The organism is Limnohabitans sp. T6-20 (assembly GCF_003063505.1).
Lineage (GTDB): Bacteria > Pseudomonadota > Gammaproteobacteria > Burkholderiales > Burkholderiaceae_C > Limnohabitans_A.
Window position 1 is genome coordinate 761,990 of sequence record NZ_NERW01000001.1, and the last position, 25,667, is coordinate 787,656.

Sequence of the window (25,667 nt, forward strand, 5' to 3'; positions counted from 1 at the left end):
AACCGCCCCGGATTGTGGCCGGGGCGGTTTGAACCTCAGGCGCCGCTTGGGCGCAGAACCCGATATTTACGCAGCCAAGCGCGCTTCCAGTGCAGCCTTGGTGTCCAGTAGCGCTTTGGGCAGATGGAACGCCAGTTGGGCAAAGTGCTCGTCGTGCAGCTTGAATTCGGCTTGCCAGGCGGCTTTGTCGATGCTGGTGACCGACTTGAACTGTTCGGCGCTGAAGTCCAGGCCGGTCCAGGTGATTTCGCCGTAAGTGGGGGCCACGCCGAACATGGTCTCTTCGCCCTTGGCGTTGCCTTCCAGGCGGTCGATCATCCACTTGAGCACGCGCATGTTGTCGCCGTAGCCGGGCCACACGAACGAGCCGCTGTCGTCTTTGCGGAACCAGTTCACGCAGTACATGGCGGGCAGCTTGTGGCCAGCGGCCTCAGCCTTGGCACCGGTGTTCAGCCAGTGCTGGAAGTAGTCGCTCATGTTGTAGCCGCAAAACGGCAGCATGGCGAACGGATCGCGGCGCACCACGCCCTGCGCGCCAAAGGCGGCAGCGGTGGTCTCGGAACCCATGGTCGCGGCCATGTAGACGCCTTCGGTCCAAGTGCGCGCTTCGGTGACGAGGGGCACGGTGGTCGAGCGGCGGCCACCGAACATGAACGCGTCGATCGGCACGCCCGCAGCGTCGTCCCATGCGGGGTCGAGCGCGGGGTTGTTGGCAGCGGCCACGGTGAAGCGGGCGTTGGGGTGAGCGGCTTTGGCGCCGGTCTCTTTGGCGATCTGGGGGGTCCAGTCCTTGCCTTGCCAGTCGATCAAATGGTCGGGCAGCTTGCCGGTGTCTTTTTCCATGCCTTCCCACCACACGTCGCCGTCGTCTGTCAGGGCCACGTTGGTGAAGATCACGTCCTTGTGCAGGCTCAGCATGCAGTTGGGGTTGGTCTTCATGTTGGTGCCGGGGGCGACGCCAAAGTAACCGGCTTCGGGGTTGATGGCGTACATCTTGCCGTCGGCGTGGGGTTTGACCCAGGCGATGTCGTCGCCAATGGTTGTGACGCTCCAGCCTTCAAAGGCTTTCGGCGGCACCAGCATCGAGAAGTTGGTTTTGCCGCAAGCGCTGGGGAAAGCGGCTGCAACGTGGTACTTTTTGCCTTCGGGGTTGGTCACGCCCAAGATGAGCATGTGCTCGGCCAACCAGCCTTGGTCGCGGCCCATATTGGAGGCGATGCGCAGGGCAAAGCACTTCTTGCCCAGCAGCGCGTTGCCGCCGTAGCCCGAACCGTAAGACCAGATTTCGCGGGTCTCGGGGAAGTGCACGATGTATTTGGTGCTGGGGTTGCAAGGCCAGCTGGTGGTGTCCTTTTGGCAAACACCGTCGATGGTGGCCAAAGGTGCGCCCACGGTGTGCATGCAGGGCACGAAGTCGCCGTTGGTGCCCAGCACGTCAAACACGGCCTTGCCCATGCGGGTCATGATTTTCTGGTTGACGGCCACGTAGGCGCTGTCGGTCAGCTCGATGCCGATGTGGCTGATGTGCGAACCCAGCGGGCCCATCGAGAAAGGCACCACGTACATCGTGCGGCCAGCCATGCAACCGTCAAACAGCGGGTTCAGGGTGGCGCGCATTTGCGCAGGTTCCATCCAGTTGTTGGTCGGGCCGGCATCTTCTTTTTGGGCCGAGCAGATGTAGGTGCGGTCCTCCACGCGGGCCACGTCCGAAGGGTCGGAGCAGGCCAGGAAGGAGTTGGGGCGCTTGGCGGGGTTGAGCTTTTTAAAGGTGCCGGCAGCGACCAGCTCGGCGCACAGGCGGTCGTATTCTTCTTGAGAGCCGTCACACCAGTAAATGTTGGCGGGCTTGCACAGGGCGGCCATTTCGGCGACCCAGGCGATCAGTTTCGCGTTCTTGACGTACGCGGGTGTGTTCAGGTTCAGGCCCTGCATCACGGGTGAGTTCATGACTAGCTCCAAGTTTAAAAATCGTTTTTTCAAAACCGCTGTTTGGGGGCTTTGAAAAAACGGCTCGTTGGCTGAGATACTGACGGTGTTGTCGGCATCAAGCTGTGTGCCGTAACCGCTTGGTAACTTGGGGTCTCGATTTTAGGGAGCCTGTCTGCTTTGTGCCTGTCATTTGCGCCCAAAACCCTTTTAAATCTATGCAAAAAAAGCATGACGTTATGCCGATTTTTAGGCTTCCTGTTTTGTCGTGGGGCCGCCGACAGTGGCTGATCGCGGTTTTGGCCCTGCCACAACTGGCCAAAGCGCAGACGCCACTGCGCATCAAGATTGCCGCCGCCAGCAATCTAAAGTTTGTGCTTGCTGACTTGGTGAGCCAGTACAGGCATCAAACAGGTGTGCAGGTCGAAGTCAGTTTGGGCGCTTCGGGCAACCTGGCGCGGCAGATTTTGCAAGGCCTGCCCGTTGAGCAATTCATCTCAGCGGACGAAGAATGGGTGGCTGAATTGGTCAAGGCGGGACGCACGCTGGATGCCGGGCAGCGTTATGCCACGGGGCGGTTGGCACTGATTCTGCCTAAAAATTCAGCACTGCCTTTGGCTCAGGGGCTTGCTGCTGTGGTGCGAGCCCTGAAACCTGGCGACAAATTGGCGATGGCCAACCCTGCTTTGGCCCCCTACGGTGTGGCGGCACAAGAGGCCTTGCTGCGTTCGGGCGTGGGTGCATTGCCTGCCGGGCAAAAAGTCTTGGGTGACAACATCGGGCAAGCGACGCAATTTGTGGCCACAGGGGCCGCACAAGCGGGCATCACGGCCCTGGCGCTGGCCACTGCGCCCGAGCTGGCCCCGGCTTTGCAGGTGTTGCCTTTGCCAGAGTCCTTGCATGGGCCATTGCACCAGCGCATGGTTTTGCTCAAAGGGGCCAGCCCAGCCGCAGTGGCGTGGCATCAATTTTTGCTCAGCCCACAAGCCCGGGCGGTCTTTTTGCGGCACGGCTACGCCTTGCCACAATAATCAAGGCCACACTGAACGATCAACGACCCCCTAGAAACAGACCCCCATGGATTGGCCCGCACTGACCGTATCGCTGACCCTGGCGACCTTGACCACCCTGGTCTTGTTGCCGCTGGGCTTGGCATTGGCCCGCTGGCTGGCGGTCACGACTTGGCTTGGCCGTCCTTTCGTCGAAGCCTTGTTGTTGTTGCCTTTGCTGTTGCCGCCCACCGTGATTGGTTTTTACTTTCTGGTGGCTTTGGGGCAAGGCAGCCCCTTGGGGGCTTGGCTGGCGGCATCTGGTGTTCGCTTGGTGTTCACGCTGGAGGGCTTGCTGCTGGTGAGCGTGTTGGTCAACCTGCCCTTCATGGTGCAACCCATACAGCGCGCATTTGCCGCCGTGCCCCACAGCCTGCGTGAGGCGGCTTGGGTCTCGGGGTTGTCTACTTGGCAAACCTTTTGGCGCATCGAGTTGCCGCTGGCCTGGCCCGGTTTGCTGGCGGGCATGGCGCTCACAGTGGCCCACACGCTGGGCGAGTTTGGCGTGGTGCTCATGGTGGGCGGCAACATCGAGGGTGAAACCCGCACTTTGTCGGTGTCGCTCTACGACAAGGTTCAGGGCATGGACTTGTCATCAGCCCATGTGATGGCGCTGGTGCTGGTGGGGGTGTCCCTGCTGGCGCTGACCCTGGTCTTGGCGTTTGACCGGGTGGGCCAGCGCGGGCGTGCCCTGCAGGAGCGTTGATGTCGGGCTTGCAAGTTCAACTCCATTCAAGCAGTCCGATTCGTTTGCAGGCGGAATTTGACTGTGGCGCAGGCGAACTGGTGGCCTTGGTCGGCCCATCGGGTAGCGGCAAGACCAGCATGTTGCGCGCCATTGCCGGTTTGTGGACGCCTGCCGATGTGCAGGGGCAGATTCGGGTGGACGGGCAAAGTTGGCTCGACACAGCAGCGGGCGTGCACCTGAGTCCGCAACAGCGCCGTGCGGGCCTGGTGTTTCAGCATTACGCCTTGTTTCCACACATGACAGCCCATGCCAATGTGGCGCTGGCCGCAGGTCCAGGCTGGTCGGCTGCCGATGTGCAGGCTTTGCTCAAACGCATGGGGCTGGATGCACTCACGCAGCGCAGACCGGCGCAACTTTCTGGTGGGCAACAGCAGCGTGTGGCCTTGGCGCGCGCCTTGGTGCGTGTCATGCCGACACCCTCTTCTGCAACGGCGGCATCGCCCACGCCACCCGCCTTACCGGGGGTGCTGTTGCTGGACGAACCCTTTTCTGCGGTGGATGCCCCCACACGCCAAACCCTTTACCGTGAACTGGCGGCGTTGCGGCAACAAGTGTCTGTGCCCATGGTTCTGGTCACGCACGATCTGGCCGAGGCCCGCCGTCTGGCTGACCGGGTGGTGATTGTGGACGCGGGGCAGACCCTGCAAACGGGCCAACCTTCCAGGGTGTTTGCCAGCCCCCGCAATGCCCGCGTGGCCGAGCTGGTGGGTATCCAGAACCACTTTGCGGGCTGTTTCTACAAAGACCAGCCAGGCTGGGCGCGCTTGCGCTGGACGCAAGCGGGGGATGCGCATGCCGCCATCGATTTGACGGTGGTGGACAAAAACAAGATCGACGATGGCACACCCGTGACCTGGGTGCTCAATGGGGAACAGGTCGATGTGTTGGCCGATGCCAGCGCCCCTGATCAGGCAGATGCGGGAGCCACACGGCTGCGCTGCCGTTTGGTCGAGGTGTTGGCTTTGGGTGAAATAAGTTTGTGCACACTCACGCCAGAAGCGTTGCCCGCTGAGACCATTACCCTGAACCTGACCACCCGATTGCTGGAGCGGCTTCAGGTCAATGCCGGGGGATGGGTTCAGTTGCTGATTGCCCCCGGCGCATTGCACATCATGCCGGTGCGCGAAACCTCAGCCTGAGCGCAGCCGGGGACCGCCCCAAAACAAAACCCGCAAAGCCAAAGCTGTTGCGGGTTGTGGTGAGTGCCGCCAGCAAAGGCAAGCACTTCGGGGCGTCAAAGCCTCAGGCCATGAACACGGCGATGAAGGCCAGCAAGAAAATCAGCACGGCACCAGCGGCCGGAATGACCACAGGAATGTGCTTGACCACGTTTTCCACGGGATCGTCAGATGTGTGTGTGTCGTTGTGAGCAGACATGGGGAACCTCAAAACAAGAATGGACGTATTGTAGCCACGCCCGGCCAGCGCTTGTCTTACATCAAGGCGTAGGTCGTGCTGGCCCGGAAAACGCTCTTTCCGTCATCGGCCCCGGCCAGGTCGATCTCGCCAAACGCCATCGCCTTGCCTGCCCGCAGCACGCGTGCGGTGATGAGGGCGTCTTGCCCCGACAGGGGCTTCATGAAGGTGCTCGACAATTGCACTGTGCTGCAAGGCCGGAACGTGCCGAAGTGGTTGATCAAGGCCAACACCATCGCCGTGTCGGCGGCCGCCATCATGGCTTGGCCGCACAACATGCCACCCACCCGCGAGAGCTGATCGCTCTGGGGCAGGCGCAAGGTCACGCTATCTGCGTCAAAGCCCTCGACTTTCAGATTCAGGGCCTGTACCCAGGGTGCGAACAGGTCGGACAAAGCGTGTTGGAGGGTTTGGGTGGTCATGGTGTAGCGGTCTGGTCAAAGACCGGTGAGCGCAAAACCCCTATTTTGCAGTCCAAAAACTGCGTGGGTAGTAAGTGAGCGCGCAGGCCAAACGCCTTTAGGATAGGTGCCGGGCGCGCAGCATTGCACGCGGTCTTGCACTTTTGTCTTGCCTCCAGGAACTCACCATGTACTACGAACCCGGCGTCACACCCCACGGTCTGCCACACGACCCTTTCAAATCCTGCGTGGTGCCGCGCCCCATTGGCTGGATTTCCACCGTGGACAGCCAGGGCCGTCACAACCTGGCGCCTTACAGCCAGTTTCAAAACGTCACGTTCAACCCGCCCATCGTCATGTTTTCGGCCAACCAGAACACGGGCGGACAGCGCAAGGACTCGGTGCGTAACGCCGAAGAGACCGGCGAATTCGTCTGGAACATGGCGACTTATGCGCTGCGTGATGCCGTCAACAGGTCGGCCGAAGAGCTGCCGCATGGCGTGGATGAATTCGAGCATGCCGGGCTCGTCAAGCTGCCCTCGCGCAAGGTCAAACCCATGCGGGTGGCGGGCTCACCCATTCAGTTTGAGTGCGTCTACCTCAACACGCTGCGCTTTCCGGGTGTGCCCCCCATGGGCACCGCCGATGTGGTGTTTGGCCGGGTGGTGGCCATCCACATCGACGACGAAGTGATCGACGGCCAAGGCATGCTCGACATCCTCAAGATCCAGCCGCTGGCGCGCATGGGTTACTTCGACTACACCTTTGTGGACAACAAATTCGAGATGGTGATTGGCGGCAACAACAGCGCCTTGCTGGCAGGGCTGGAAGGCTCACCCGACAAGGCCAAGGCCGCAACCCAACGCTAAGACGCCTAGCCGCCTTGGGCACGGGCAGGGTGCTGGCCTAGGGGTTTGCACGGTGAAAGGATCAATTGCATTACAACCATAATGCAATTTGATTGCTCACATCCTGACGCCCACACCATGACGCGCACCCTGCACCAAATCAAAAGCGAACAGACGCGTGAGCGCTTGCTGGACGCAGCTTTGGGCCTTATGCACACCAAGGGCCATGGCCAGGTGTCGGTGCACGAAGTTGCTCGTGCCGCAGGCATGACCGCTGGCGCTGTTCAGCACCACTTCACGTCCAAGGCCGCGCTGATGCTGGAGGTGATCACGCGCTTGATCGCGCAGCTCGAAGAGCACAGCGATTTCTGGCCCCCCGCGCATTGGCACCTGCAGCGGCGAGCAGCGCATTTTGTCCAGCAAGCCTGGGCCACTTTGTATGGCCAACCGCGTTTCACGGTGGCTTGGGCGGCGTATTTGGCGGCGCGTGAGGACGATCTCATGGTCGCCCACATCGTTGAAAGGCGTGGCGTGCTGACGGCCAGCCTGCACCAGCGCATGGCGCAAAGTTTTCCTGAAATGTGCCACGGCCCGCAGGCCGAGGCGCGTGTCCAGTTCGTGTTGTCAGCCCTGCGCGGCATGGGCCTGGTCGCACCGTTTTCCCCTGCAGCGGCCATGCCTGCGCAACTGCAGGTCTTGTCGCAATACCTTCAATCGTTCCCGTCCCTGGAGACATGACATGACAAAGACTCTTTTGGTCGCGCTCTTGTGCAGCGTCAATTTGCTGGCTCAAGCCGCTTATCCTGACAAAACCATCACCCTGGTGGTGCCCTATCCTCCGGGTGGTGCGACCGACATCCTGGCGCGCAAGCTGGCGGGGCCCTTGGGTCAGCGCTTGGGCCAGACGGTCATTGTTGACAACCGGGCCGGTGCCGGTACCGCCATCGGGGCCACGGCCGTGGCCAAGTCGGCACCCGACGGCTACACCTTGTTGATTTCGTCCAACACCACCTTCACCGTCAATGCCGCGTTGAAAAAGAACTTGCCTTATGACCCACAAAAAGACTTTGAGTCCATCGGCCTGATTGGCAGTTCACCGCTGGTGCTGTTGGCCCACCCCAAGCTGCCCGCCAACAACGTCAAGGAGCTGCTGGCGCTGGCCAAAGCCGACCCCAAGGGTTTGAATTTCGGCTCGTTTGGCGTGGGCACCTCGGCGCATCTGGCGGGCGAGATGTTCAAGGTCATGACCGGTGCCAACATGGTGCATGTGGCTTATCGAGGTAGTGCTCCGGCCATGACGGATTTGATCGGTGGACAAATTCCTTTGAGCTTTGACACCAGCGTGGCCGCCATGCCGCAGATGGCCACTGGCAAGGTCAAAGCCATTGCCGTGACCACACGCCAGCGTTCACCGCAGATGCCGCAAGTGCCCACGGTTGCCGAAGCGGGTTTTCCAGACTACGAGATGGTGCCCTGGATCGGTTTTGTCGGACGTCGTGGCATGCCGGCCGAGGTCAGCGGCAAATTGACCCAAGCCCTCAAAGACAGCCTGAGCGATCCTGCCGTCAAGGCCGAGCTGCAAAAAGTGGGTCTGGACGTGCTGTTCCAGCCCGGCAGCGTGTACGACACCAAGGTGGCGCAAGAGCTGCCCTTGTTGCGCGCCTATGTGCACCGCGCCAACATCCCGATGGAGTGAGCACCATGGCCTTGGTGGAACACAGCGCGGTTGAACTGCGCCGCCAGATCGCAGGCAAACACATCTCGCCCGTCGAGCTGATGCAGGCCTGCATCGACCAGATTGAAACCTACAACCCGGCTGTGAACGCGATCTGCGCGACCGACTACGAGCGCGCATTGGCCTCGGCCCGCGAAGCCGAAGCGCAGGTCATGCGCGGTGATGCGCTGCTCGCACTGCACGGCCTGCCGCTCGGCGTGAAAGACCTGCAGGCCACGGCCGGCCTGCTGACCACCAGCGGCAATGTGCGCTTGCGTGGCCATGTGCCCGAGCGCGATGTGTCTTATGTGGCGCGCCTGCGCGCAGCCGGCGCCATCGTCACCGCCAAGACCAACACGCCTGACATGGGCGCAGGTGCCAACAGCCGCAACCCGGTTTGGGGCGCGACGGGCAACCCGTTCAACCCGACACTCAACGCCGGCGGCTCATCGGGCGGTTCGGCCGCGGCGCTGGCCTGCGACATGCTGCCGCTGTGCACGGGTTCCGACACGGGCGGTTCGCTGCGCATCCCGTCGGCCCTGTGCGGTGTGGTGGGTTTGCGGCCATCGCCGGGGCTGATCGCCAACGACATGCGTCCCTTGGGCTGGTCGGCCATTTCGGTGCTGGGCCCCATGGGGCGTGACGTGGCCGACACCGCGTTCATGATGCAAGCCAGCCTGGGCTCGCATCCGATGGACCCGCTCAGCCTGGGCGTGCAACACGAAGCGTTCTGGCCTGTGCAAGCGGCTGATTTGCGCCAACTGCGCGTGGCCTACACCGAAGACTTTGGCGCCTGCGCGGTGGACCCGATGGTCCGCCGGGCGTTTCGTGAACGGGTGCAGGCCATCTCGCGCGAAGTGGCTGTGTGCGAGCCGCTGGACTGGAGTCTCAGCGACGGCCATCGCTGCTTTGACGTGATCCGCGCCGAGAGTTTTTATGCCGCCTTTGAAGAGGTCTACCGCACCCAGCCCGACACGCTCGGACCCAACGTGCGCGCCAATGTGGAGATGGCCGCCAGCATCACACTGGCCGATCGCGCCTGGTCACATCTGGCGCAGACCCGCATCAACCGGCAATTCCAGTCGGCGTTTGAGCACTACGACCTGATTTTGTCGCCGGTCACGCCGCTGTCGCCCTTCCCGTGGACCGAGCTGTACGCCGAGGTGGTGGATGGCCAGAAACAGCGCAACTATTACGAGTGGCTGAGCCTGACCTATCTGGTCACGCTGGCCACCAACCCGGCGCTGTCGCTGCCGCTGGGTTGCGACGAAGCGGGCATGCCGTTTGGCCTGCAGATGATTGGCCCGCTGCACCGCGACGCGCACCTGCTGCGCATGGCGGCGGCGCTGGAGCAATGGGGCAAAACGCAAACAGGTTTGCACAGACCCCGGCCCGACATGGCGGCTTTGCAGCAGCCCCGACCCGAACTCAAAAGCATCGTGACGCACCCGCCCATCCAGGCCGGGGGTGCTAAGGTGGACAGCCACAACGCTGTTTGAAATGCCATGACTTCCTCCATCCTTGTCCTGGGCGCCGGCATGGTCGGCACTTGCACCGCCTTGCATTTGCAGCAACGCGGCTTTGACGTGGTTCTTGTGGATCGCCGTGCGCCAGGCCAAGAAACGTCTTTTGGCAATGCGGGGTTGATCCAGCGCGAGGCGGTGGAGCCTTATGCTTTTCCGCGCGAGCCTGGTTTCTTGTTGAACGTGGCTTTGGGGCGGGGCGCCGAGGTCCATTGGCATGCGCGGGGTTTGTGGCAAATGGCCGGGTCGCTGTTGCGTTATCTGCGTCATTCACACCCCAAGCGCCATGCGCAAGCTACTCAAGCCTACAGCCGCCTGATTGCTCACGCCACCCATGAGCACGACCTGCTGATTGCTGCTGCGGGCGCGCAAGATCTGGTGGCGCGTGAAGGTTTTCGCTTTGTGTTCCGCACCGCACAGGCCTTCGATGAGGCGGCGCAGCGGGCGTCGGCTTTGCACGCCCGTTTTGGCGTGCGTTACCAAGCCGAAGACACCACCCAGCTGGCGCATGCCGAACCCGCTTTGCGCAAGTCGTTGGCGGGTGCCGTGCATTGGCTGGACCCTTGGGCGGTGAACAACCCCGGTGCCTTGGTGCAGCGTTATGCCGACTTGTTTGTGGCAAGGGGTGGGCGTGTGTTGACGGGCGATGCGGCCAGCTTGCAATCGCAAGGGGCCGGTTGGTCGGTGCAAACCACCGAAGGCCGAGTGGATGCCGAACAAGCGGTGCTGGCGCTGGGCCCCTGGGCCGACGGCCTGATTCGCACGCTGGGTTACCGCTTTCCCTTGTTCATCAAGCGCGGCTACCACCAGCATTACATATCGCCTGCTCAACTGCGCCAGCCCATTTTGGACGCCGAACGCGGCTATGTGCTGGCCCCCATGCAGCGCGGTTTGCGTTTGACCACTGGGGCTGAATTTGCGCCCATCGATGCGCCGCCCACCCCGGTGCAACTGGCCAAGGCCGAAGCGCTGGCGCGTGAACTGGTGGATCTGGGCGAGCCTTTGCCCGAGGCCCCATGGTTGGGCGCACGCCCCTGCACCGCCGACATGCTGCCCGTGACGGGGCCTGCGCCGCGTCATAAAGGCCTGTGGTTCAACTTCGGCCACGCGCACCAGGGCTTCACGCTGGGGCCGGTGGCCGGCCGCTTGCTGGCGGAGATGGTGCAGGGTGGTCCCACCTGGGTGGATGCCACGCCGTACCGCCCCGCGCGTTTTGTCTGACAGGCCCATAGCGGCCATGGGCCCTTGGCCGTGTGACCTCTTGTTCACCATCGCCTGCTATCGCGCAGGACACAGCTTTAGGACACGGACCCTCTTAAACTGAAATCCTGTTTCACCGATTTGCAGGCATGGCATGAACCGTTTTTCACCGTCGACACCCCGCATCCCCGGCATCCGTTTTGTGCATTCGCCAGGCCCGACCCATGTGCCCGACGAGGTCATGCACGCCATGCAGCGGCCCATGACCGATTTGTCGGACCCCCGGGTGGCGGCCATGATCGCCGAATGTGAAAGCGGCATGAAGCGCCTGCTGCACAGCCCACGTTCTGAGGTCTTCCTGTTTGCCAGCAACGGCCACGGCATGTGGGAGTCGGTGGCGGCCAACCTGGCTTCGCCCCGGCACACTTTGCTGCTGGCCGGCACGGGCCATTTTTCAGACCACTGGGCGATCCAGATCGAGGGCCTGGGCATCGCCTTGCAGCGCACGCCGCACCAGGAAGGGCACCCCTTTGATGTGGCCGCGATCGAACAAGCCCTGCGCGAGGACACGGCCCACCGCATCAGCGCGGTGATGGTGGTGCACACCGAAACCTCCAGTGGGGTGACCAGCGATCTGGCGGCGGTGCGGCGCGCCCTCGATGCAGCGGGGCACCCGGCGCTGTACGTGGTGGATGCGGTGGCTTCTTTGGCGGCCAGCCCTTTTGACATGGACGCCTTGGGCGTGGACGTGGCTTTGGGCAGCTCACAAAAAGGCTTGATGATGCCGCCCGGGCTCGGTTTTGTGGCGGTCAACGCCAAAGCCATGGCCTGGTCGGCCCGGCACGCCGAGCCGCGCTTTTACTGGGACTGGCAACGCCGCCAGACCGGCAACCAGTCGGCCAAGTTTTGCGGCACACCGCCGTTGGCGCACATCGCCGGGTTGGAGACCGCCATCGCCTTGCTCGAAGCCGAGGGCTTGCCCCAGGTGTGGGCGCGGCACCAGCGTTTGGCGGGCGCGGTGCACGCGGCGGTCAAGCGCTGGGCCGTGCCCGGAGCCTTGCGTTTTCATGCCCGCTTGCCCGAGACGCGTTCGGCCTCGGTCACGGCCATCGAGGTGGCACCCGGCATCGACCCCGAAGCTTTGCGCACCGTGGCCCGTGAACGCTTTCAGGTGGCCATGGCCGGGGGCCTGGGGCCTTTGGCGGGTCGGGTGTTTCGCATCGGCCATTTGGGTGACATGAACGAACCCATGATTTTGGGCGCCCTGGCCGGCATTGAAGCGGCCATGACGGTACAAAAAATTCCTTTTGGCACCGACGGCGTGGCGGCCGCGGTGGCCTATCTGGCCGCTCATGATGCGTTGTGAATTTTCCAGCGGGGCCACAGCCAAATCGCATACCTGCTCTCAATGGGGTGGGGACAGCGTCATGGGGCTTCCCTTTAAACTTGGTCTGAATCATCAGGTGACTTCAAACATGCTTTCCACCCAAGACAAAACCCGCATCGACGACACCCGCATTGCCTCGGTGCGCCCCCTCATGACGCCCGCGCTGCTCGAAGAGCGGCTGCCCGCATCGCCCGCGCACCTGGCGTTGGTCGAGCGCTCGCGCCAAGACATCTCGAACGTATTGCAAGGCCAGGACGACCGTTTGGTCGTGGTGGTCGGGCCTTGCTCGATCCATGACCACGACCAGGCCATCGCCTACGCCCATCTGCTTAAGGCCGAAGCCGACAAGCACGCCCAAGACCTGCAAATCGTCATGCGCGTGTATTTTGAAAAGCCGCGCACCACGGTGGGCTGGAAGGGCTACATCAACGACCCGCACCTGGACGGCAGCTTTGCCATGAACCAGGGTCTGGAGATGGCGCGCAAACTCTTGCTCGACATCATCGACCTGGGCCTGCCCGTGGCCACCGAGTTTCTGGATTTGCTCAGCCCGCAGTACATCAGCGATCTGGTGACCTGGGGCGCGATCGGTGCTCGCACCACCGAAAGCCAGAGCCACCGCCAACTGGCCAGCGGCCTGTCGCGCCCAGTGGGTTTCAAGAACGGCACCGATGGCGGCGTCAAGGTCGCGGCCGATGCGGTGGTGGCCTCTAAGGCCCCGCACGCTTTCATGGGCATGACCAAGATGGGCCAGGCTGCGATCTTCGAGACGCGTGGCAATCAGGACGTGCACATCATCCTGCGCGGTGGCAAGGCACCGAACTATTCGGCTGCCGATGTGGATGCCGCTTGCAAGGCGCTGGAGGCTTCGGGCATTGCCCCGCAAGTGATGGTGGACGTGTCGCACGCCAACAGCAGCAAGCAGCACGCCAAACAAATTGAGGTGGCGCACGATGTGGCCGCGCAGATCGCGGCAGGTGACCGCCGCATCATGGGCCTGATGATCGAGAGCCATTTGGAAGAAGGTCGACAAGACCAAAAGCCTGGTCAGCCATTGCAATACGGTGTGTCCATCACCGACGCCTGCATCAGCTTTGCGCAGACGGTGCCGGTGCTGCAGGCGCTGGCACAGGCAGTGCAAAAGCGCAGAGTTGGTGCCTGAGCTGCAAGTTATTTGTAACAGTGGCTTGACCGCACTTTATGGGCAGGCTTAAAGTGGCATCGCGGACGTCGGGCGACTGACCGAAGCATCCTCTGGGGCGCATTCATGTGCCCCGCCCATCAGAACGACAACTCTTCTTTTGGGCAAACTTTGGGACGATCCTCTCGTGACGCCCCATCAGCCCGGCCAGTTCACTGGCCGGGCTTGTTTTTTTAGATGGCTGGTTTCTTTACAGCCTGCTGTGGGCGTTACCTGACAAATTCACGCCAACGCCCCGTACGCCACCTTGGCATCAAGGCTCATGCTGCGCCAGGTACATGCCGCCTGGCAGCTCGCCCGGTGTGAACATGGGTGAGGTTCGGGTGCTTTCCATGTCGATGCCGATGCGCAAGGCTTCCGACAAGCCGCTCAGTTCATCGGCGATGCTGATCAGCAAATCGTCAACTGACAGCAGGCCCATAAGGCGCCCACCGGGTTCGGTCACGAAAACACGCCGCACGCCGTGTTGGTGCATGGCTTGCACGCCCTCGTAAACGCCGGAAGTTCCTGGCACCCGGATCAAATGCACGCTGCTGAAAGCCCCGACAGCGTGCTCTGCGGGTGAACGTCCTTGTGCCAGCAAATTGACCACCAGATCCCGGTCGGTCACCACACCCACCACCCGTGTCGGGTCTTCGGGGTCGGTCAGGGCCAGCGCCCCGACGTGGTGGACGCGCATCAGCTCGGCGGCTTTGTGCACCGAGGCTTGTGCGCTGACAGAGATGATTTCGCGCCGACACAGGCTGGCCAAATTCATGGATCGCTCCCCCCAAAAGACCCTCCTACCTTAGTCGGCGGGCCGGATCTTTTCTGTGCGCCAGTTCACCGCTTCAGTTTTGGGGTGACTGGATCCAGTTGCTGATCAACTCGACGGTTTCTTTTTCATGGTGGATGAAGCCGTGCCAGTGCAGTGCATCGCAGGGGTCTCCCACTGGGTCTGAGCCGCCTTCGACCATGATGAACTTCTTGATGGGTGCCGACTTCAGGCCGTCGGTGATGCGGGCCGCCTCTTGGGGCAAGCAGATCTTGCAGGCATCTTGCTTGTGATGCACGACCAGCGTGGGCACTGCCAATTTGCCAATGGCTTGTGTGGCAATGGCGCCGACCTTGTTGGATGTCACGCTGGAGGTGAGGACCAGACCTTGCACCGTGCCTGGGGGCCAGGCAATCGTGGCCGCCGTGCCGGACACGGTGCCGCGGCTGGTGCCCACCAGCCACACGGGCGCATCGCTCAGTTGTTTGGCATGGCGCACCACCGCGGCCAGCTCTTGCACATGCGTGGCGCTGACGCGGTAGTCGTAGTCCAGGCGTTGCAAATCAGAAGCTCTGAAGACCACGATCACGTTGAACCGCTGGGCCGCAAACAGCGCGCGACTGCGCACCAAAAAGTTTTTGCTGGTGGGCTGACCATCCACCACTTTGCCTGTACCGGCATCGCCACCGGGCAGCAACACCAAGGTGGCCGTTGCCTGCGGCTGCGTCATCACATAAATCGGCAAATGCGCATCGCCTCGACCGATGTCGAGTTTGACCATTTGTTCTTCGGCATAGACAGCCAAACCGCACATGCACAACAGCCAACCCAACAGCACACGTTTCATCAAATGACTCCGAAAGGATGTCCGCGATTTTGTCTCAGTGCAACGAAGACAGAAACTGCTGCAGTTCAGGCGTCTTCGGGTTGGCAAACAGCTCGGCCGGTGCGCCTTGTTCGTGCACCAGGCCTTGGTGCATGAAGATCACGCGGTCACTCACTTTGCGGGCAAAGTTCATCTCGTGCGTGACCATCAAGAGCGTCATGCCCTCTTGCGCCAGCGACTCCACCACGGCCAGCACTTCGCCCACCAGCTCGGGGTCGAGCGCCGAGGTGATTTCGTCGCACAGCAAGATGCCCGGTGACATGGCCAGTGCCCGGGCAATCGCCACGCGTTGCTGCTGCCCGCCCGAGAGTTGATCGGGAAAGGCGTCGAACTTTTCGGCCAAACCCACGCGGGCCAGAAGACGGCGCGCCGTGGCTTCGGTCTCGGCGGCGGGCAGCTGCTTGACCAGACCGGGCGCGAGCTGGATGTTCTTGCCCACCGTGAGGTGCGGAAACAGGTTGAACGATTGGAAGATCATGCCCACTTGTTGGCGCAGGCGGCGCATGGCGGCGGGGTCGGTGTAGACCAGCGCCTGCCCCTGCACGGTCAGACTGCCGTGTTGGAAGGTCTCCAACCCGTTGATGCAGCGCAGCAGCGTGCTTTTGCCCGAACCGCTTTTGCCGATGATGGCGATCACCTCACCCGGTTGCACGTTCAGGTCGATGCCTTTGAGGACTTCGTTGTTGCCGTAGGACTTGCGCAGCCCCGTGATGGCGACGGCGGCGGTAGATGCGTTAGCGTTGGACATGGAATCGACCTTCGAGAGAGCGTGCATACAGGCTGATCGGGTAGCAGATCAGGAAATACAAAACAGCCACACAGCTGTAGACCACAAACGGTTTGAAGGTGGCGTTGGTGATCATGGTGCCGGCCTTGGTCAGCTCGACAAAACCGATGACCGAAGCCAGCGCTGTGCCCTTGACCACCTGCACCAAAAAGCCCACGGTGGGTGCGACAGCAATGCGTGCGGCCTGCGGAAAGATGACGTAGCGCAGTTGCTCGCCAAAGTTCAGCGCCAGGCTTTGCGCCGCTTCCCACTGGCCTTTGCCAATGGATTTGACACAGCCGTGCCAGATCTCGGTGAGGAAGGCGCTGCTGTACAGCGTCAAGGCCACGGCCGCTGCCGTCCAGGCCGAGGTCTCCACGCCCAACATGGCCATGCCGAAATAAGCCAAGAACAGCTGCATCAGCAAAGGCGTGCCCTGAAAGAGCTGCACATAAAGGGCCACCGCTTTTTGCAAGCTGCGGTTGGGTGCGGTGCGGACCACCAGCAGGGCCAGGCCCACCAGGCCGCCGCCCACAAAAGCGATCAGCGACAGCACCAAGGTCCAGCGTGCGGCCAGCAAGAGGTTGCTGACGATGTCCCAGAGAGAAAATTCAACCACGGCGGCCTCCGAACAAGAAGCGTTGGCCGAACCAGTTCAGCGTGGCGCGGGTGGCGATCGACAGCAGCAGGTAAATGGCGGTGGCGACGATGAAGGCTTCGAAGGCGCGGAAGTTGCGGCTCTGGATCAGGTTGGCGGCAAAGCTCAACTCTTCGGTCGAGATTTGTCCGCACACCGCCGAGCCCAGCATCACGATGATGATCTGGCTCACCAGCGCAGGCCACACGCGCTGCAGTGCAGGCGGCAGCACCACATGGATGAAGGTCTGCATGCGCGAGAGCGCCAGGCTCATGGCCGCTTCGATCTGCCCGGCCGGTGTGGTCTGGATGCCTGCCCGCACGATCTCGGCCGAATAGGCCCCCAGGTTGATCACCATGGCGATCACCGACGACCACTCGGGGCTCAAGCGCACACCCATGGCCGGCAAGCCAAAGAACAGGAAAAAGAGCTGGACGATGAAAGGCGTGTTGCGGATCAGCTCCACATAGGCGGCCACGCCTGGGCGGCTCCAGCCAGGCCCCTGGGTGCGCACCCAGGCGCAGCCAATGCCCAACAAAACGCCCAGCACTGCCGACACGGCCGTGAGGCCGATCGTCCACGCCACACCCTTGACCAGCAAAGGCCACTCGGTCAAAACCGCCGCAAAGTCCAGCTCAATCGCCATGGCGTCAGCCTTTCAAGTGCTTATTCGGGCAGCTGGCCAGCAGGGCGGCCCAGCCACTTTTGCGCCATCTTGTCGATGTCGCCGGACTTCTTGGCGTCGGCAATGATGGCGTTGACCTTGGTGCGCAGCGCGTCTTCGCCCTTGCCCACACCGATGAAGTTGGGGCTGTCTTTGAGCAGCAGCTTGTATTCGGTGTTGAGTTGGGGGTTCTTTTGCATCATCACGCCTGCGACCGACACGCCCGTGGCCAGCAATTGGGTTTGGCCCGCGACGAAAGCGGACACGGTGGCGTTGTTGTCTTCAAAGCGTTTGATTTCTGTGCCCGCTGGGGCCACCTTGGTCAATTCTTGGTCTTCCAAAGCGCCACGGGTGGCCGCCACGGTTTTGCCTGCCAGGTCCGCCATCGTTTTGATGCTGATGCTTTTCGGGCCATAAATGCCCTGGAAGAAAGGCGAATAGGCCGATGTGAAGTCGATGACTTTTTCGCGTTCGGCGTTTTTACCCAAAGTGGAGATGACCAGGTCGGCCTTTTTGGTTTGCAGGTAAGCGATGCGGTTGGCGCTGGTCACGGGCATCAGCTCGATCTTCACGCCCATTTTGGCGGCGATGAAGTTGGCCATGTCGATGTCCAGGCCTTGGGGCTTGAGGTCGATGCCGACAAAGCCATAAGGTGGGAAGTCGGTCGGGATGGCGATCTTGATCAGCTTGGTTTTCTGGATGTTGTCCAGCGCGGTCTGGGCATGGCCGGTGCCTGCCAGGGTCAACAGGCTGGCGGCGATGGCAGCGGACAGCACAAGGCGTTTCGAGGTTTTCATAGCAAGGCTCCTAGGTAGGTGGAAGGTGAGGTGGATGAGGAAGAAGATGTGGATGAGGGAGAACAGCGTGCCGGCCGCAAGGTGGTTTTCTTGGTCGCCGCGCCGGGTGCGTTCATGGGGGCCAGTGCCAAACGCAACTCGGCCAGCGGGTCGGCAGGCGCGGCGTTGATCTGCAAGGCCGATTGCACCTGGCCGATGTGCTCGGCCATCAGCCGCTCGGCCGTTTCCTTGTCGCCGCGCTCGAGCGCCTGCACGATCTCGATGTGTTCCTGGCAGGACTTCACCGCGTCGTGGCTCGACTGGTAGAGCATGGCGATCAGGGTGGTGCGTGCGGTGAAGTCGCGCAGCGTGTCGGCCAGCAGCTGATTGCCCAGGCACTCGGCCAGGCACACATGAAAGTCGCCGAGCAAAAAGCTGCGGCGGCCCACGTCGTCTTGTTTGAGCGCGGTTTTCTCTTGCTGGATGTGTTGCTTCAGGCGCTTGAGCGTGGTCTTGTCCATGGCCCCGGCGCTGCGGATCAGGCCCGTCTCGATCACCCGGCGGGCTTCAAAGGCCTCGCGGGCTTCGGTCTTGGAGGGCTGCACCACAAACCAGCCCCGGCGCGAGCTGACTTGCACGATGCCGCGTGCGGCCAGTTGCATCAGCGCTTCGCGCACCAGGGTACGGCTGCAGTCAAACAGCATCGACAAAGCCTGCTCGCCCAAGCGTGCGCCGGGCATCAGCTTTTGGGCCAGGATCGCTTCAACGATCCGGTCGGCAATGTCTTTGGAGTTCACAACCAGGGCTTCCTTTGCTTGAACCTCTAGCGAATACCGTGCCACTTGTTTTGGCATCTTGTATGCAAGATTTGTGCATCATAGGTGTGCGCAAATCACTCGTGGCTCATGGATTTCCCTTGCCTGGTGCGTGCATTTGCACCAATTTGCGTTGCGCCCCCAAACTGTGGCTCAGCAAAAAGGGCCTGACAGGTGTCACCCTGTCAGGCCCTTGGCCGGAGAGCAGGTTGCTTAACCCGCCAGACCCACAAACACGTTCTGCACGTCGTCGTTGTTATCGATCGCACCCAAAAAGGCCTCAACTTCTTCAAGCTGTTCGGGGCTCAGGTTGGCCGGATCGACAGGGTTCTTGGGTTTGTAGCCCAGCTTGGCCGACACCACGGTGAAGCCGTGTTCGGGCAGGGCGCGGCTGACCAAGTCCAGATCGGTCGCTTCGGTGATGAACACGGTCACGCCGTCTTCGTCGGCGGGCTCAAAGTCTTGCGCACCGGCTTCGATGGCGGCCAGCTCGGGGTCGGCTCCGGCCTGGGTGGGCTCGGCTTCGATCATGCCCACATGGTCAAAATCCCAGGACACCGAACCCGATGTGCCTTGTTGGCCCTTGCGAAACAGCACGCGCATCTCGGACGCGGTGCGGTTCACGTTGTCGGTCAGCACCTCGATCATCACGGGCACCTGGTGCGGGGCAAAGCCTTCGTAAATCACGCGGTCAAAGCTGACGGCATCGCCTAAGAGGCCCGCGCCTTTCTTGATGGCGCGCTCCAGGGTTTCCTTGGGCATGGAGACCTTGCGGGCCTGCTCGACCACCAGACGCAGGCGCGAGTTGGCCGCAGGGTCGGCGCCGTTGCGGGCGGCGATCATGATGTCTTTGGCCAGGCGACCAAACAATTTGCCTCTGGCGTCTGCGGCTTGTGCTTTGCCTTTGGCTTTCCATTGCGCGCCCATGGGTGTGTTCCTAGGTTGGGGGCCGCGCTCAAGGGGCGCTGGCCGGGTAAGGGGGTGCCAAGTCGGGTGACTTGGCATGTGTCTGAAGGGGTATCAGTTTAATCGCCCGGCTGTTGGCCTCCCAAGTTGGACTGCGCGCAGGCGTTGGCCCTGGCATCACGTAAGCAAAACTGGGGGGCATTTGAGATAAAGTCATGGGTTAAACCACCTTAAAAGGGCGGTTTCCGAATCCGTCCGACGCACCGTCGGGCGATGTATTCCTTTTTCCACATCCCTGATAACGAGAGTACCCATGGCTGCAGACAAATCCAAGATCATTTACACCCTGACAGACGAAGCCCCTTTGCTGGCCACAGCCTCGTTCCTGCCGATCATCCGCACGTTTGCAGCGCCTGCCGGCATTGAAGTGGCCGAGAGCGACATTTCTGTGGCTGCCCGTATCTTGGGTGAATTTTCTGACTTGCTGCCCCCCGAACAACGTGCACCCAACAACCTGGCCGAGCTGGGCAAACTGACGCTGAACCCCTCCGCCAACATCATCAAGCTGCCCAACATCAGCGCCTCGGTGGGCCAATTGGTCGCCGCCATCAAGGAACTGCAGGGCAAGGGCTACGCATTGCCCGACTACCCTGAAAACGCCAAGACAGACGAAGAAAAGGCCTTGAAGGCCCGCTACAACAAGTGCACCGGCTCTGCCGTGAATCCCGTGCTGCGCGAAGGCAACTCGGACCGCCGCGCGCCCCGCGCCGTGAAAGAGTTTGCCCGCAAGAACCCGCACAGCATGGCCGAGTGGAGCCAAGCCTCGCGCTCGCACGTGTCGCACATGCACGCTGGCGACTTCTACCACGGCGAAAAGTCCATGACCCTGGACCGCGCTCGCGAAGTGAAGATGGAGCTGATCACCAAGAGTGGCAAAACGATCGTGCTCAAACCCAAAGTCGCGCTGCTTGATCGCGAGGTCATTGACAGCATGTTCATGAGCAAGAAAGCCTTGCTCGAGTTCTATGAAAAAGAAATCGAAGATGCACACAAAACCGGCGTGATGTTCTCGCTGCACGTCAAAGCCACCATGATGAAGGTCTCGCACCCCATCGTGTTCGGTCACTGCGTCAAGATTTTCTACAAAGAGGCGTTTGCCAAGCACGCCAAGCTGTTCGAAGAACTGGGTGTGAACGTGAATAACGGCATGGCCGATCTGTACAGCAAGATCGCAGCACTGCCCCAGTCCAAGCAAGACGAAATCAAGCGTGACCTGCACGCCTGCCACGAAGGCCGCCCAGAGTTGGCCATGGTGGACTCGGCCAAAGGCATCACCAACTTCCATTCGCCCAACGACGTGATCGTGGACGCTTCCATGCCCGCCATGATCCGCAACGGCGGCAAGATGTGGGGCGCCGATGGCCGCCTGAAAGACGTCAAGGCCGTGATGCCTGAGTCGACTTTTGCCCGCATCTACCAAGAAATGATCAACTTCTGCAAATGGCACGGTGCGTTCGATCCCAAGACCATGGGCACCGTGCCCAACGTCGGCCTGATGGCCCAGCAAGCCGAAGAGTACGGCTCGCACGATAAGACGTTTGAAATCTCCGAAGACGGCGTGGCCAACATCACTGACATCAATACCGGTGAAGTGCTCTTGTCTGAAAACGTGGAGGCCGGTGACATCTGGCGCATGTGCCAGGTCAAAGACGCGGCGATCCGCGACTGGGTCAAGCTGGCCGTGACCCGCGCCCGCAACTCCGGCATGCCCGTGGTGTTCTGGCTCGACCAGTACCGTCCACACGAAGCCCAGTTGATCACCAAAGTCAAGATGTACCTGCACGAGCACAACACGGCCGGTCTGGAAATCCAGATCATGAGCCAGGTGCGTGCCATGCGTTACACCCTGGAGCGCGTGGTGCGCGGTCTGGACACCATCAGCGCCACAGGCAACATCTTGCGTGACTACCTGACCGACTTGTTCCCGATCATGGAACTGGGCACCTCGGCCAAGATGCTGTCCATCGTGCCTTTGATGGCCGGTGGCGGCATGTACGAAACCGGTGCGGGTGGCTCGGCCCCCAAGCACGTGCAGCAACTGGTGGAAGAAAACCACCTGCGCTGGGATTCGCTGGGCGAGTTCTTGGCGCTGGCCGTCAGCTTTGAAGACCTGGGCCTGAAAACCAACAACGCTAAGGCCACCGTGTTGTCCAAGACCTTGGACGCGGCTACCGGCAAGCTCTTGGACAACAACAAGAACCCTTCGCCTAAAACAGGTCAGCTCGACAACCGTGGTAGCCAGTTCTACTTGGCCATGTACTGGGCTCAGGAGCTGGCAGCACAAACCGAAGACGCTGCGCTGGCTGCCCAGTTCGCGCCTTTGGCTAAGCAATTGACCGACAACGAAAAGAAAATCGTGGACGAGCTCAACGCGGTGCAAGGCAAGCCTGTCGACATCGGCGGTTACTACATGCCTGACCAAGCCAAGTTGGCCGCCATCATGCGTCCCAGCGCGACCTTCAATGCGGCACTGGCTGCGGTGAAGGGCTGAGCCAGAAGCCTTGTCCTGCAGGTCGACGCTTTAAACTGCGACGATGCAGGCTTTGGCCCAGGTGCCGAGTCTTTTGTGGGAGCGAGCCCCTGCTCGCGAATGTGCACCTGAGCTCCTGCAGCCCTTTGGCCGCAGGGGCGGCCTTCGACAGGGACCGTGGTTGGTGCTTCGGCTGAATGGCTTTTTTGGCGCTCAGCGGCTGTAAGCCAAGCCCAGTGCCACGCCGCCAAACAAATCACCTTCCACCAGCTTCACACCCGTGAACTCGGCCTGCAAGGCTTGTTGGAAAGTACGCAATGCCGATGAACCGCCGGTGAGGTAAATCGCGTCCAGCGACGCATCCGTCAGGCCCGCGCGCTGCACACATTCGCGCGCACAGGCCACGGTGCGGGCCAGCAAATCGTGCAAATGGGCTTGCATGTCGGCAACGCCCAAGGTGGCTTGCAAGTCGCGCTCAACCACGGCCAAGTCCATGTCGGCTTGGGCATTGTTCACAGAGCAGCCGATCTTGGCTTGTTCCACCTCGTGCGCGATGAGGTGGCCGTGCCGCTCGGTCAGCACTTGCATCAAGCGTTCGTGCAAACGCAGATCGCGGTAATTGCTGCGCAGTGTTTTGGCATGGGCAATGGCTTTGGGCTGGTATTGCCAATGGATCAAATGCCATGTGGCCAGATCAAAAAACACCCGGCTGGGTACTTCGCGTTGCTCGGGCCCCAGGTGTTTGTAGCCCAGCAGTGGCATGACCTGGGCCAAGTTGAGTTGGCGGTCGTAGTCGGTGCCGCCAATGTGCACGCCGGTGGTGGCCAGCACATCTTGGTTGCGGTCAGCGTTGTGCATGAGGTCGGGTCCCAGACGCACCACCGTGAAGTCCGATGTGCCGCCTCCGAGGTCCACCACCAGCACGGTGCTTTCTTTCGTGAGGCGCTGTTCGTAATCCAGCGCGGCGGCGATGGGCTCCAATTGAAAGGACACCTCGTCAAAACCCACCGATTGCACCGCTTGGCGCAACGAGGCTTCGGCTTGCGCATCCCGCTCGGGGTCGTCGTCTACAAAGTGCACGGGCCTGCCCATCACCACGCGTCGAGGCGCGGTGCCCAGGCTTTGGGTGGCGCGTTCGCGCAGGGTGGCCAAAAAGGTGCAAATGATGTCCTGAAAACTGATCTGCTGGTGGCCGATTTGGGTCGTTTCCATCAACAACGGACTGCCCAGCAGGCTCTTGAGCGAGCGCATCAGGCGGCCTTCGGTGCCTTCCAAATAGTGCTTGAGGGCATCCCGGCCGAAGTGGGTGCTGTTGTCTTCGCCGTTGTAGAACACGGCGGTGGGCATGGCCATGGCATCACCTTCCAGGGCGATCAGGCGCGCTGCACCCTGATCGCCAACCCAGGCCATGGCGGAGTTGGAGGTGCCGAAATCAATGCCGAGGGTGCCGGCGGCGGAAGACATCATGGGTGGGAACTTGTGCGCGAGAGGATCGAAGCCCGCTGGGGGCGTAGACATGCCAAACAGGGACATGTTTGAGGACCGGGCATTTTGCCACCAAGCGTGCCATGGTCAGTCCGTGCAGAACCATTCAGGAGTGATGTTCATGGGCAATCTAAAGCATCAAAGGTGATAATCGATAAAAATATTAAAAATGAAACACCTGGTAAGTATGCGTACGTTTCAAAACCCAGGGCGCTAACTTGGCCATCTTGATGTGGTGATACAGCAGGAAGCACAACGTGAAAAAAATACGGAAAACATTGTTTCTTTGCGCCACAAGTGCAGCCTGTTTTCAGACCCATGCCATTGATTTCAGCTTGGGTGAAGGGATTCGTGGCCAGCTCAATGGTGCGGTCACTCTGGGGGCACAATTTCGTGCGGAGTCTGCCAGTCCCGACGTTTATGCCGATTGGCCATCCAGGGCTCTACCCGGTCTTACCAGGGGGCAATTACAGGGGCAAACCGGCGGTTCCGATTTGAACTTTGGCAAGGGCGACCCAGTATCCAATGTCCTCAAAGCGGTGGTGGAGCTGGATCTCAAAAAAGACAATTTCGGCTTGTTCTTGCGAGGCAGCGCATGGAACGACTTTGCTTTGGGCCAGAAAAATGTGGCGTATGGCAACTACCCCAATGGCTTTCAGGCCAACCAGCCATTGAGTGACCGTGGGTTTGCGTCCAGTGCCCAATTCAGCAACGCCGAGTTGCGCGATGCCTTTTTCTACGGCCAGTTCAAGGGTGCAGATCAAACTGAGCTGGATATTCGCGTCGGTCGTCAGCTGCTTGACTGGGGTGGCTCGGTGCTGCACACGGGGGGTATCAATGCGGGCATCCATGCCAGCGACTACCCGTCACAGCAACGCCCCGGAGCACTGTCTTCAGAAGGTAAATTGCCGTTGGGCATGTTGAATGCCAAATGGGCGACTGGAAAGTTGTGGAGCCTGGAAGGGTTTGTGGCCTATGAGTCACGCAGTGCCGTTTTGCCGGGCTGCGGTACCTATTTTGATGTGAGCTCATTTGCGCCACAGGGTTGTGACTTTGCCGCATTGGCAGGGGCGTCAGAGCGCAGCTTTTTAAGCAGTGGCTCTTATTTGCACCGCAATACGGATGTGAAGGCCAGCCGTTCTGGCCAATACGGTGTGTCATTGGGCTACAAGGCGCAGCCGTGGGATGCAGACTTCAAGCTTTACGCGATGAACACGCACAGCACCCTACCCAGTTTGCGCATGACGATCAATACAACGACCCCTGGTCTTCGTTTGGTCAATTACAGCATGGTGTATCCCGAAGATGTGTCGTTGTTTGGTGTGAGTTTTCTCAAGAAATTTTCACAGACAAGTCGCGTTTTTGGCGAAGTGGCGTATCGGCCTGATCAGCCCATTCATTTGAATGCCTATGACGTGCTGTCTGGATTTGTCACTCGCAGCCCCACCTCGGTTCTTGCGCTCCACAAGGGCATTGGAACCATCCCTGCTGGGGGGACATTCGATGCGTACGACCGCTTTGGTGTGGTGACGGGCAGCTTGGGGGTGGACATGGTGTATCCGAAGTTCATGGGCGCGGACCGTGTTGTTTGGCTGGCCGAGGTGGGCTTCAGTCAGGTCAATGGCTTGCCAGACACTTCTGTGCTGCGCTATGGGCGGGCCTTGCCATACAACGGTGCAGCTTATGTGGGCGGTGCGGCCTGTCTAGATGCGGTGCCCGGCAAAACATGTACCAGCGATGGCTATATTTCTCAGCGTGCCTGGGGTTTGAAAATGCTGGTGACAGCTACTTATTCCCAGACCATCTTGGGCATCACACTGATCCCCTCGATTCTGTGGACCAAGGACGTCAAGGGGTACTCATACGATGGCGCATATTCGGAAGGCCGAACGCTGCTGCGTCCAGCTTTGCGCGCCGAAATAGGCCAAAATTATTTTGCCGAGATCCAGTACAGCCGCTTCAGTGGTGGTCGATACAACTTGCTTGTTGATCGCGATTTTGTCAGCGTCATGGTCGGTGTTCGCTTTTGACGGTC

At 61.0% G+C, this 25,667-nt stretch carries 24 protein-coding genes; 12 read left to right on the plus strand and 12 right to left on the minus strand.

The window, feature by feature from the left end; translation table 11 throughout:
* Positions 1-66: 66 nt before the first annotated feature.
* Positions 67-1,947 (minus strand): phosphoenolpyruvate carboxykinase (GTP), encoded by a 1,881-nt coding sequence (locus B9Z33_RS03605; protein ID WP_108285611.1) that lies wholly within the window; start codon positions 1,945-1,947, stop codon positions 67-69.
* A gap of 278 nt (positions 1,948-2,225) precedes the next feature.
* Here B9Z33_RS03605 and modA point away from each other — a divergent pair, with 278 nt between their 5' ends.
* The 3 genes from modA to B9Z33_RS03620 are packed head-to-tail and all read left to right on the plus strand — an operon-like array spanning position 2,226 to position 4,862.
* Complete coding sequence (gene modA / locus B9Z33_RS03610) at positions 2,226-2,957, plus strand: molybdate ABC transporter substrate-binding protein (protein ID WP_233252719.1); 732 nt, start codon at positions 2,226-2,228, stop codon at positions 2,955-2,957.
* Positions 2,958-3,003: 46 nt separating this feature from the next.
* Complete coding sequence (modB, locus tag B9Z33_RS03615) at positions 3,004-3,681, plus strand: molybdate ABC transporter permease subunit (protein WP_108285613.1); 678 nt, start codon at positions 3,004-3,006, stop codon at positions 3,679-3,681.
* A complete protein-coding gene (locus B9Z33_RS03620) occupies positions 3,681-4,862 on the plus strand; it encodes an ABC transporter ATP-binding protein (protein ID WP_108285614.1) in 1,182 nt (393 codons plus the stop codon). The genes modB and B9Z33_RS03620 overlap by 1 nt, the downstream gene beginning before the upstream one ends.
* Positions 4,863-4,965: 103 nt before the next feature.
* On the opposite strand, the gene B9Z33_RS15780 is transcribed toward B9Z33_RS03620, so the two are convergent.
* Complete coding sequence (locus tag B9Z33_RS15780) at positions 4,966-5,100, minus strand: hypothetical protein (protein WP_255417455.1); 135 nt, start codon at positions 5,098-5,100, stop codon at positions 4,966-4,968.
* 56 nt (positions 5,101-5,156) lie between these two features.
* Positions 5,157-5,561 (minus strand): PaaI family thioesterase, encoded by a 405-nt coding sequence (locus B9Z33_RS03625; RefSeq protein ID WP_108285615.1) that lies wholly within the window; start codon positions 5,559-5,561, stop codon positions 5,157-5,159.
* A gap of 167 nt (positions 5,562-5,728) precedes the next feature.
* Here B9Z33_RS03625 and B9Z33_RS03630 point away from each other — a divergent pair, with 167 nt between their 5' ends.
* The 7 genes from B9Z33_RS03630 to B9Z33_RS03660 all read left to right on the plus strand — a co-directional run bounded on the left by B9Z33_RS03630 (position 5,729) and on the right by B9Z33_RS03660 (position 13,374).
* Positions 5,729-6,409, plus strand: coding sequence for a flavin reductase family protein (locus B9Z33_RS03630; protein ID WP_108285616.1), 681 nt, complete (start codon positions 5,729-5,731; stop codon positions 6,407-6,409).
* Between the two features lie 117 nt (positions 6,410-6,526).
* On the plus strand, positions 6,527-7,126 hold the full coding sequence (locus B9Z33_RS03635) for a TetR/AcrR family transcriptional regulator (RefSeq protein WP_158270169.1): 600 nt from the start codon (positions 6,527-6,529) through the stop codon (positions 7,124-7,126).
* Between the two features lies 1 nt (position 7,127).
* Complete coding sequence (locus B9Z33_RS03640) at positions 7,128-8,084, plus strand: tripartite tricarboxylate transporter substrate binding protein (RefSeq protein WP_108285618.1); 957 nt, start codon at positions 7,128-7,130, stop codon at positions 8,082-8,084.
* A gap of 5 nt (positions 8,085-8,089) precedes the next feature.
* Positions 8,090-9,601, plus strand: coding sequence for an amidase (locus B9Z33_RS03645; RefSeq protein WP_108286139.1), 1,512 nt, complete (start codon positions 8,090-8,092; stop codon positions 9,599-9,601).
* Positions 9,602-9,607: 6 nt separating this feature from the next.
* The gene (locus B9Z33_RS03650; RefSeq protein ID WP_108285619.1) at positions 9,608-10,846 is read left to right on the plus strand and encodes an FAD-binding oxidoreductase; all 1,239 of its coding nucleotides are present in this window, start codon (positions 9,608-9,610) and stop codon (positions 10,844-10,846) included.
* Between the two features lie 133 nt (positions 10,847-10,979).
* Positions 10,980-12,191: an alanine--glyoxylate aminotransferase family protein gene (locus B9Z33_RS03655; RefSeq protein WP_108285620.1), complete on the plus strand. Its 1,212-nt coding sequence runs from the start codon at positions 10,980-10,982 to the stop codon at positions 12,189-12,191.
* A gap of 109 nt (positions 12,192-12,300) precedes the next feature.
* Positions 12,301-13,374: a 3-deoxy-7-phosphoheptulonate synthase gene (locus B9Z33_RS03660; RefSeq protein WP_146183820.1), complete on the plus strand. Its 1,074-nt coding sequence runs from the start codon at positions 12,301-12,303 to the stop codon at positions 13,372-13,374.
* 292 nt (positions 13,375-13,666) lie between these two features.
* Here the strand turns inward: B9Z33_RS03660 and B9Z33_RS03665 are convergent, their stop codons facing one another.
* The 8 genes from B9Z33_RS03665 to B9Z33_RS03700 form a co-directional block, all read right to left on the minus strand.
* The gene (locus B9Z33_RS03665; protein WP_108285622.1) at positions 13,667-14,170 is read right to left on the minus strand and encodes a CBS domain-containing protein; all 504 of its coding nucleotides are present in this window, start codon (positions 14,168-14,170) and stop codon (positions 13,667-13,669) included.
* Between the two features lie 73 nt (positions 14,171-14,243).
* Positions 14,244-15,014, minus strand: a complete 771-nt coding sequence (locus B9Z33_RS03670; protein WP_108285623.1) for an alpha/beta fold hydrolase — start codon at positions 15,012-15,014, stop codon at positions 14,244-14,246.
* 34 nt (positions 15,015-15,048) lie between these two features.
* On the minus strand, positions 15,049-15,801 hold the full coding sequence (locus tag B9Z33_RS03675) for an amino acid ABC transporter ATP-binding protein (protein ID WP_108285624.1): 753 nt from the start codon (positions 15,799-15,801) through the stop codon (positions 15,049-15,051).
* The gene (locus B9Z33_RS03680) at positions 15,788-16,438 is read right to left on the minus strand and encodes an amino acid ABC transporter permease (RefSeq protein WP_108285625.1); all 651 of its coding nucleotides are present in this window, start codon (positions 16,436-16,438) and stop codon (positions 15,788-15,790) included. Before B9Z33_RS03680 ends, B9Z33_RS03675 begins: the two co-directional genes overlap by 14 nt.
* Positions 16,431-17,102 (minus strand): amino acid ABC transporter permease, encoded by a 672-nt coding sequence (locus tag B9Z33_RS03685; protein WP_108285626.1) that lies wholly within the window; start codon positions 17,100-17,102, stop codon positions 16,431-16,433. The genes B9Z33_RS03680 and B9Z33_RS03685 overlap by 8 nt, the downstream gene beginning before the upstream one ends.
* Positions 17,103-17,122: 20 nt before the next feature.
* Positions 17,123-17,917 (minus strand): transporter substrate-binding domain-containing protein, encoded by a 795-nt coding sequence (locus B9Z33_RS03690; protein ID WP_108285627.1) that lies wholly within the window; start codon positions 17,915-17,917, stop codon positions 17,123-17,125.
* Positions 17,914-18,636, minus strand: a complete 723-nt coding sequence (locus B9Z33_RS03695; protein WP_369916510.1) for a GntR family transcriptional regulator — start codon at positions 18,634-18,636, stop codon at positions 17,914-17,916. The genes B9Z33_RS03690 and B9Z33_RS03695 overlap by 4 nt, the downstream gene beginning before the upstream one ends.
* Positions 18,637-18,924: 288 nt before the next feature.
* Complete coding sequence (locus tag B9Z33_RS03700) at positions 18,925-19,638, minus strand: YebC/PmpR family DNA-binding transcriptional regulator (RefSeq protein ID WP_108285628.1); 714 nt, start codon at positions 19,636-19,638, stop codon at positions 18,925-18,927.
* Positions 19,639-19,930: 292 nt separating this feature from the next.
* Here B9Z33_RS03700 and B9Z33_RS03705 point away from each other — a divergent pair, with 292 nt between their 5' ends.
* Positions 19,931-22,168: an NADP-dependent isocitrate dehydrogenase gene (locus tag B9Z33_RS03705; protein WP_108285629.1), complete on the plus strand. Its 2,238-nt coding sequence runs from the start codon at positions 19,931-19,933 to the stop codon at positions 22,166-22,168.
* Between the two features lie 192 nt (positions 22,169-22,360).
* Here B9Z33_RS03705 and B9Z33_RS03710 read toward each other — a convergent pair whose 3' ends face one another.
* Entirely contained in the window at positions 22,361-23,614 is a 1,254-nt protein-coding gene (locus B9Z33_RS03710; RefSeq protein WP_108285630.1) for an Hsp70 family protein, read from the minus strand.
* A gap of 275 nt (positions 23,615-23,889) precedes the next feature.
* Here B9Z33_RS03710 and B9Z33_RS03715 point away from each other — a divergent pair, with 275 nt between their 5' ends.
* Positions 23,890-25,662, plus strand: a complete 1,773-nt coding sequence (locus B9Z33_RS03715) for a DUF1302 domain-containing protein (RefSeq protein ID WP_108285631.1) — start codon at positions 23,890-23,892, stop codon at positions 25,660-25,662.
* Positions 25,663-25,667 lie beyond the last annotated feature (5 nt).

Coding starts and splice junctions, on each gene's coding strand:
- B9Z33_RS03620 (WP_108285614.1), top strand. CDS start 3,681: ATGTCGGGCTTGCAAGTTCAACTCCATTCAAGCAGTCCGATTCGTTTG.
- B9Z33_RS03705 (WP_108285629.1), top strand. CDS start 19,931: ATGGCTGCAGACAAATCCAAGATCATTTACACCCTGACAGACGAAGCC.
- B9Z33_RS03655 (WP_108285620.1), top strand. CDS start 10,980: ATGAACCGTTTTTCACCGTCGACACCCCGCATCCCCGGCATCCGTTTT.
- B9Z33_RS03645 (WP_108286139.1), top strand. CDS start 8,090: ATGGCCTTGGTGGAACACAGCGCGGTTGAACTGCGCCGCCAGATCGCA.
- B9Z33_RS03605 (WP_108285611.1), bottom strand. CDS start 1,947: ATGAACTCACCCGTGATGCAGGGCCTGAACCTGAACACACCCGCGTAC.
- B9Z33_RS15780 (WP_255417455.1), bottom strand. CDS start 5,100: ATGTCTGCTCACAACGACACACACACATCTGACGATCCCGTGGAAAAC.
- B9Z33_RS03625 (WP_108285615.1), bottom strand. CDS start 5,561: ATGACCACCCAAACCCTCCAACACGCTTTGTCCGACCTGTTCGCACCC.
- B9Z33_RS03695 (WP_369916510.1), bottom strand. CDS start 18,636: ATGCCCGGCGCACGCTTGGGCGAGCAGGCTTTGTCGATGCTGTTTGAC.
- B9Z33_RS03640 (WP_108285618.1), top strand. CDS start 7,128: ATGACAAAGACTCTTTTGGTCGCGCTCTTGTGCAGCGTCAATTTGCTG.
- B9Z33_RS03710 (WP_108285630.1), bottom strand. CDS start 23,614: ATGATGTCTTCCGCCGCCGGCACCCTCGGCATTGATTTCGGCACCTCC.
- B9Z33_RS03660 (WP_146183820.1), top strand. CDS start 12,301: ATGCTTTCCACCCAAGACAAAACCCGCATCGACGACACCCGCATTGCC.
- B9Z33_RS03670 (WP_108285623.1), bottom strand. CDS start 15,014: ATGAAACGTGTGCTGTTGGGTTGGCTGTTGTGCATGTGCGGTTTGGCT.
- B9Z33_RS03635 (WP_158270169.1), top strand. CDS start 6,527: ATGACGCGCACCCTGCACCAAATCAAAAGCGAACAGACGCGTGAGCGC.
- B9Z33_RS03630 (WP_108285616.1), top strand. CDS start 5,729: ATGTACTACGAACCCGGCGTCACACCCCACGGTCTGCCACACGACCCT.
- B9Z33_RS03690 (WP_108285627.1), bottom strand. CDS start 17,917: ATGAAAACCTCGAAACGCCTTGTGCTGTCCGCTGCCATCGCCGCCAGC.
- B9Z33_RS03685 (WP_108285626.1), bottom strand. CDS start 17,102: ATGGCGATTGAGCTGGACTTTGCGGCGGTTTTGACCGAGTGGCCTTTG.
- B9Z33_RS03665 (WP_108285622.1), bottom strand. CDS start 14,170: ATGAATTTGGCCAGCCTGTGTCGGCGCGAAATCATCTCTGTCAGCGCA.
- B9Z33_RS03675 (WP_108285624.1), bottom strand. CDS start 15,801: ATGTCCAACGCTAACGCATCTACCGCCGCCGTCGCCATCACGGGGCTG.
- modB (WP_108285613.1), top strand. CDS start 3,004: ATGGATTGGCCCGCACTGACCGTATCGCTGACCCTGGCGACCTTGACC.
- B9Z33_RS03650 (WP_108285619.1), top strand. CDS start 9,608: ATGACTTCCTCCATCCTTGTCCTGGGCGCCGGCATGGTCGGCACTTGC.
- B9Z33_RS03700 (WP_108285628.1), bottom strand. CDS start 19,638: ATGGGCGCGCAATGGAAAGCCAAAGGCAAAGCACAAGCCGCAGACGCC.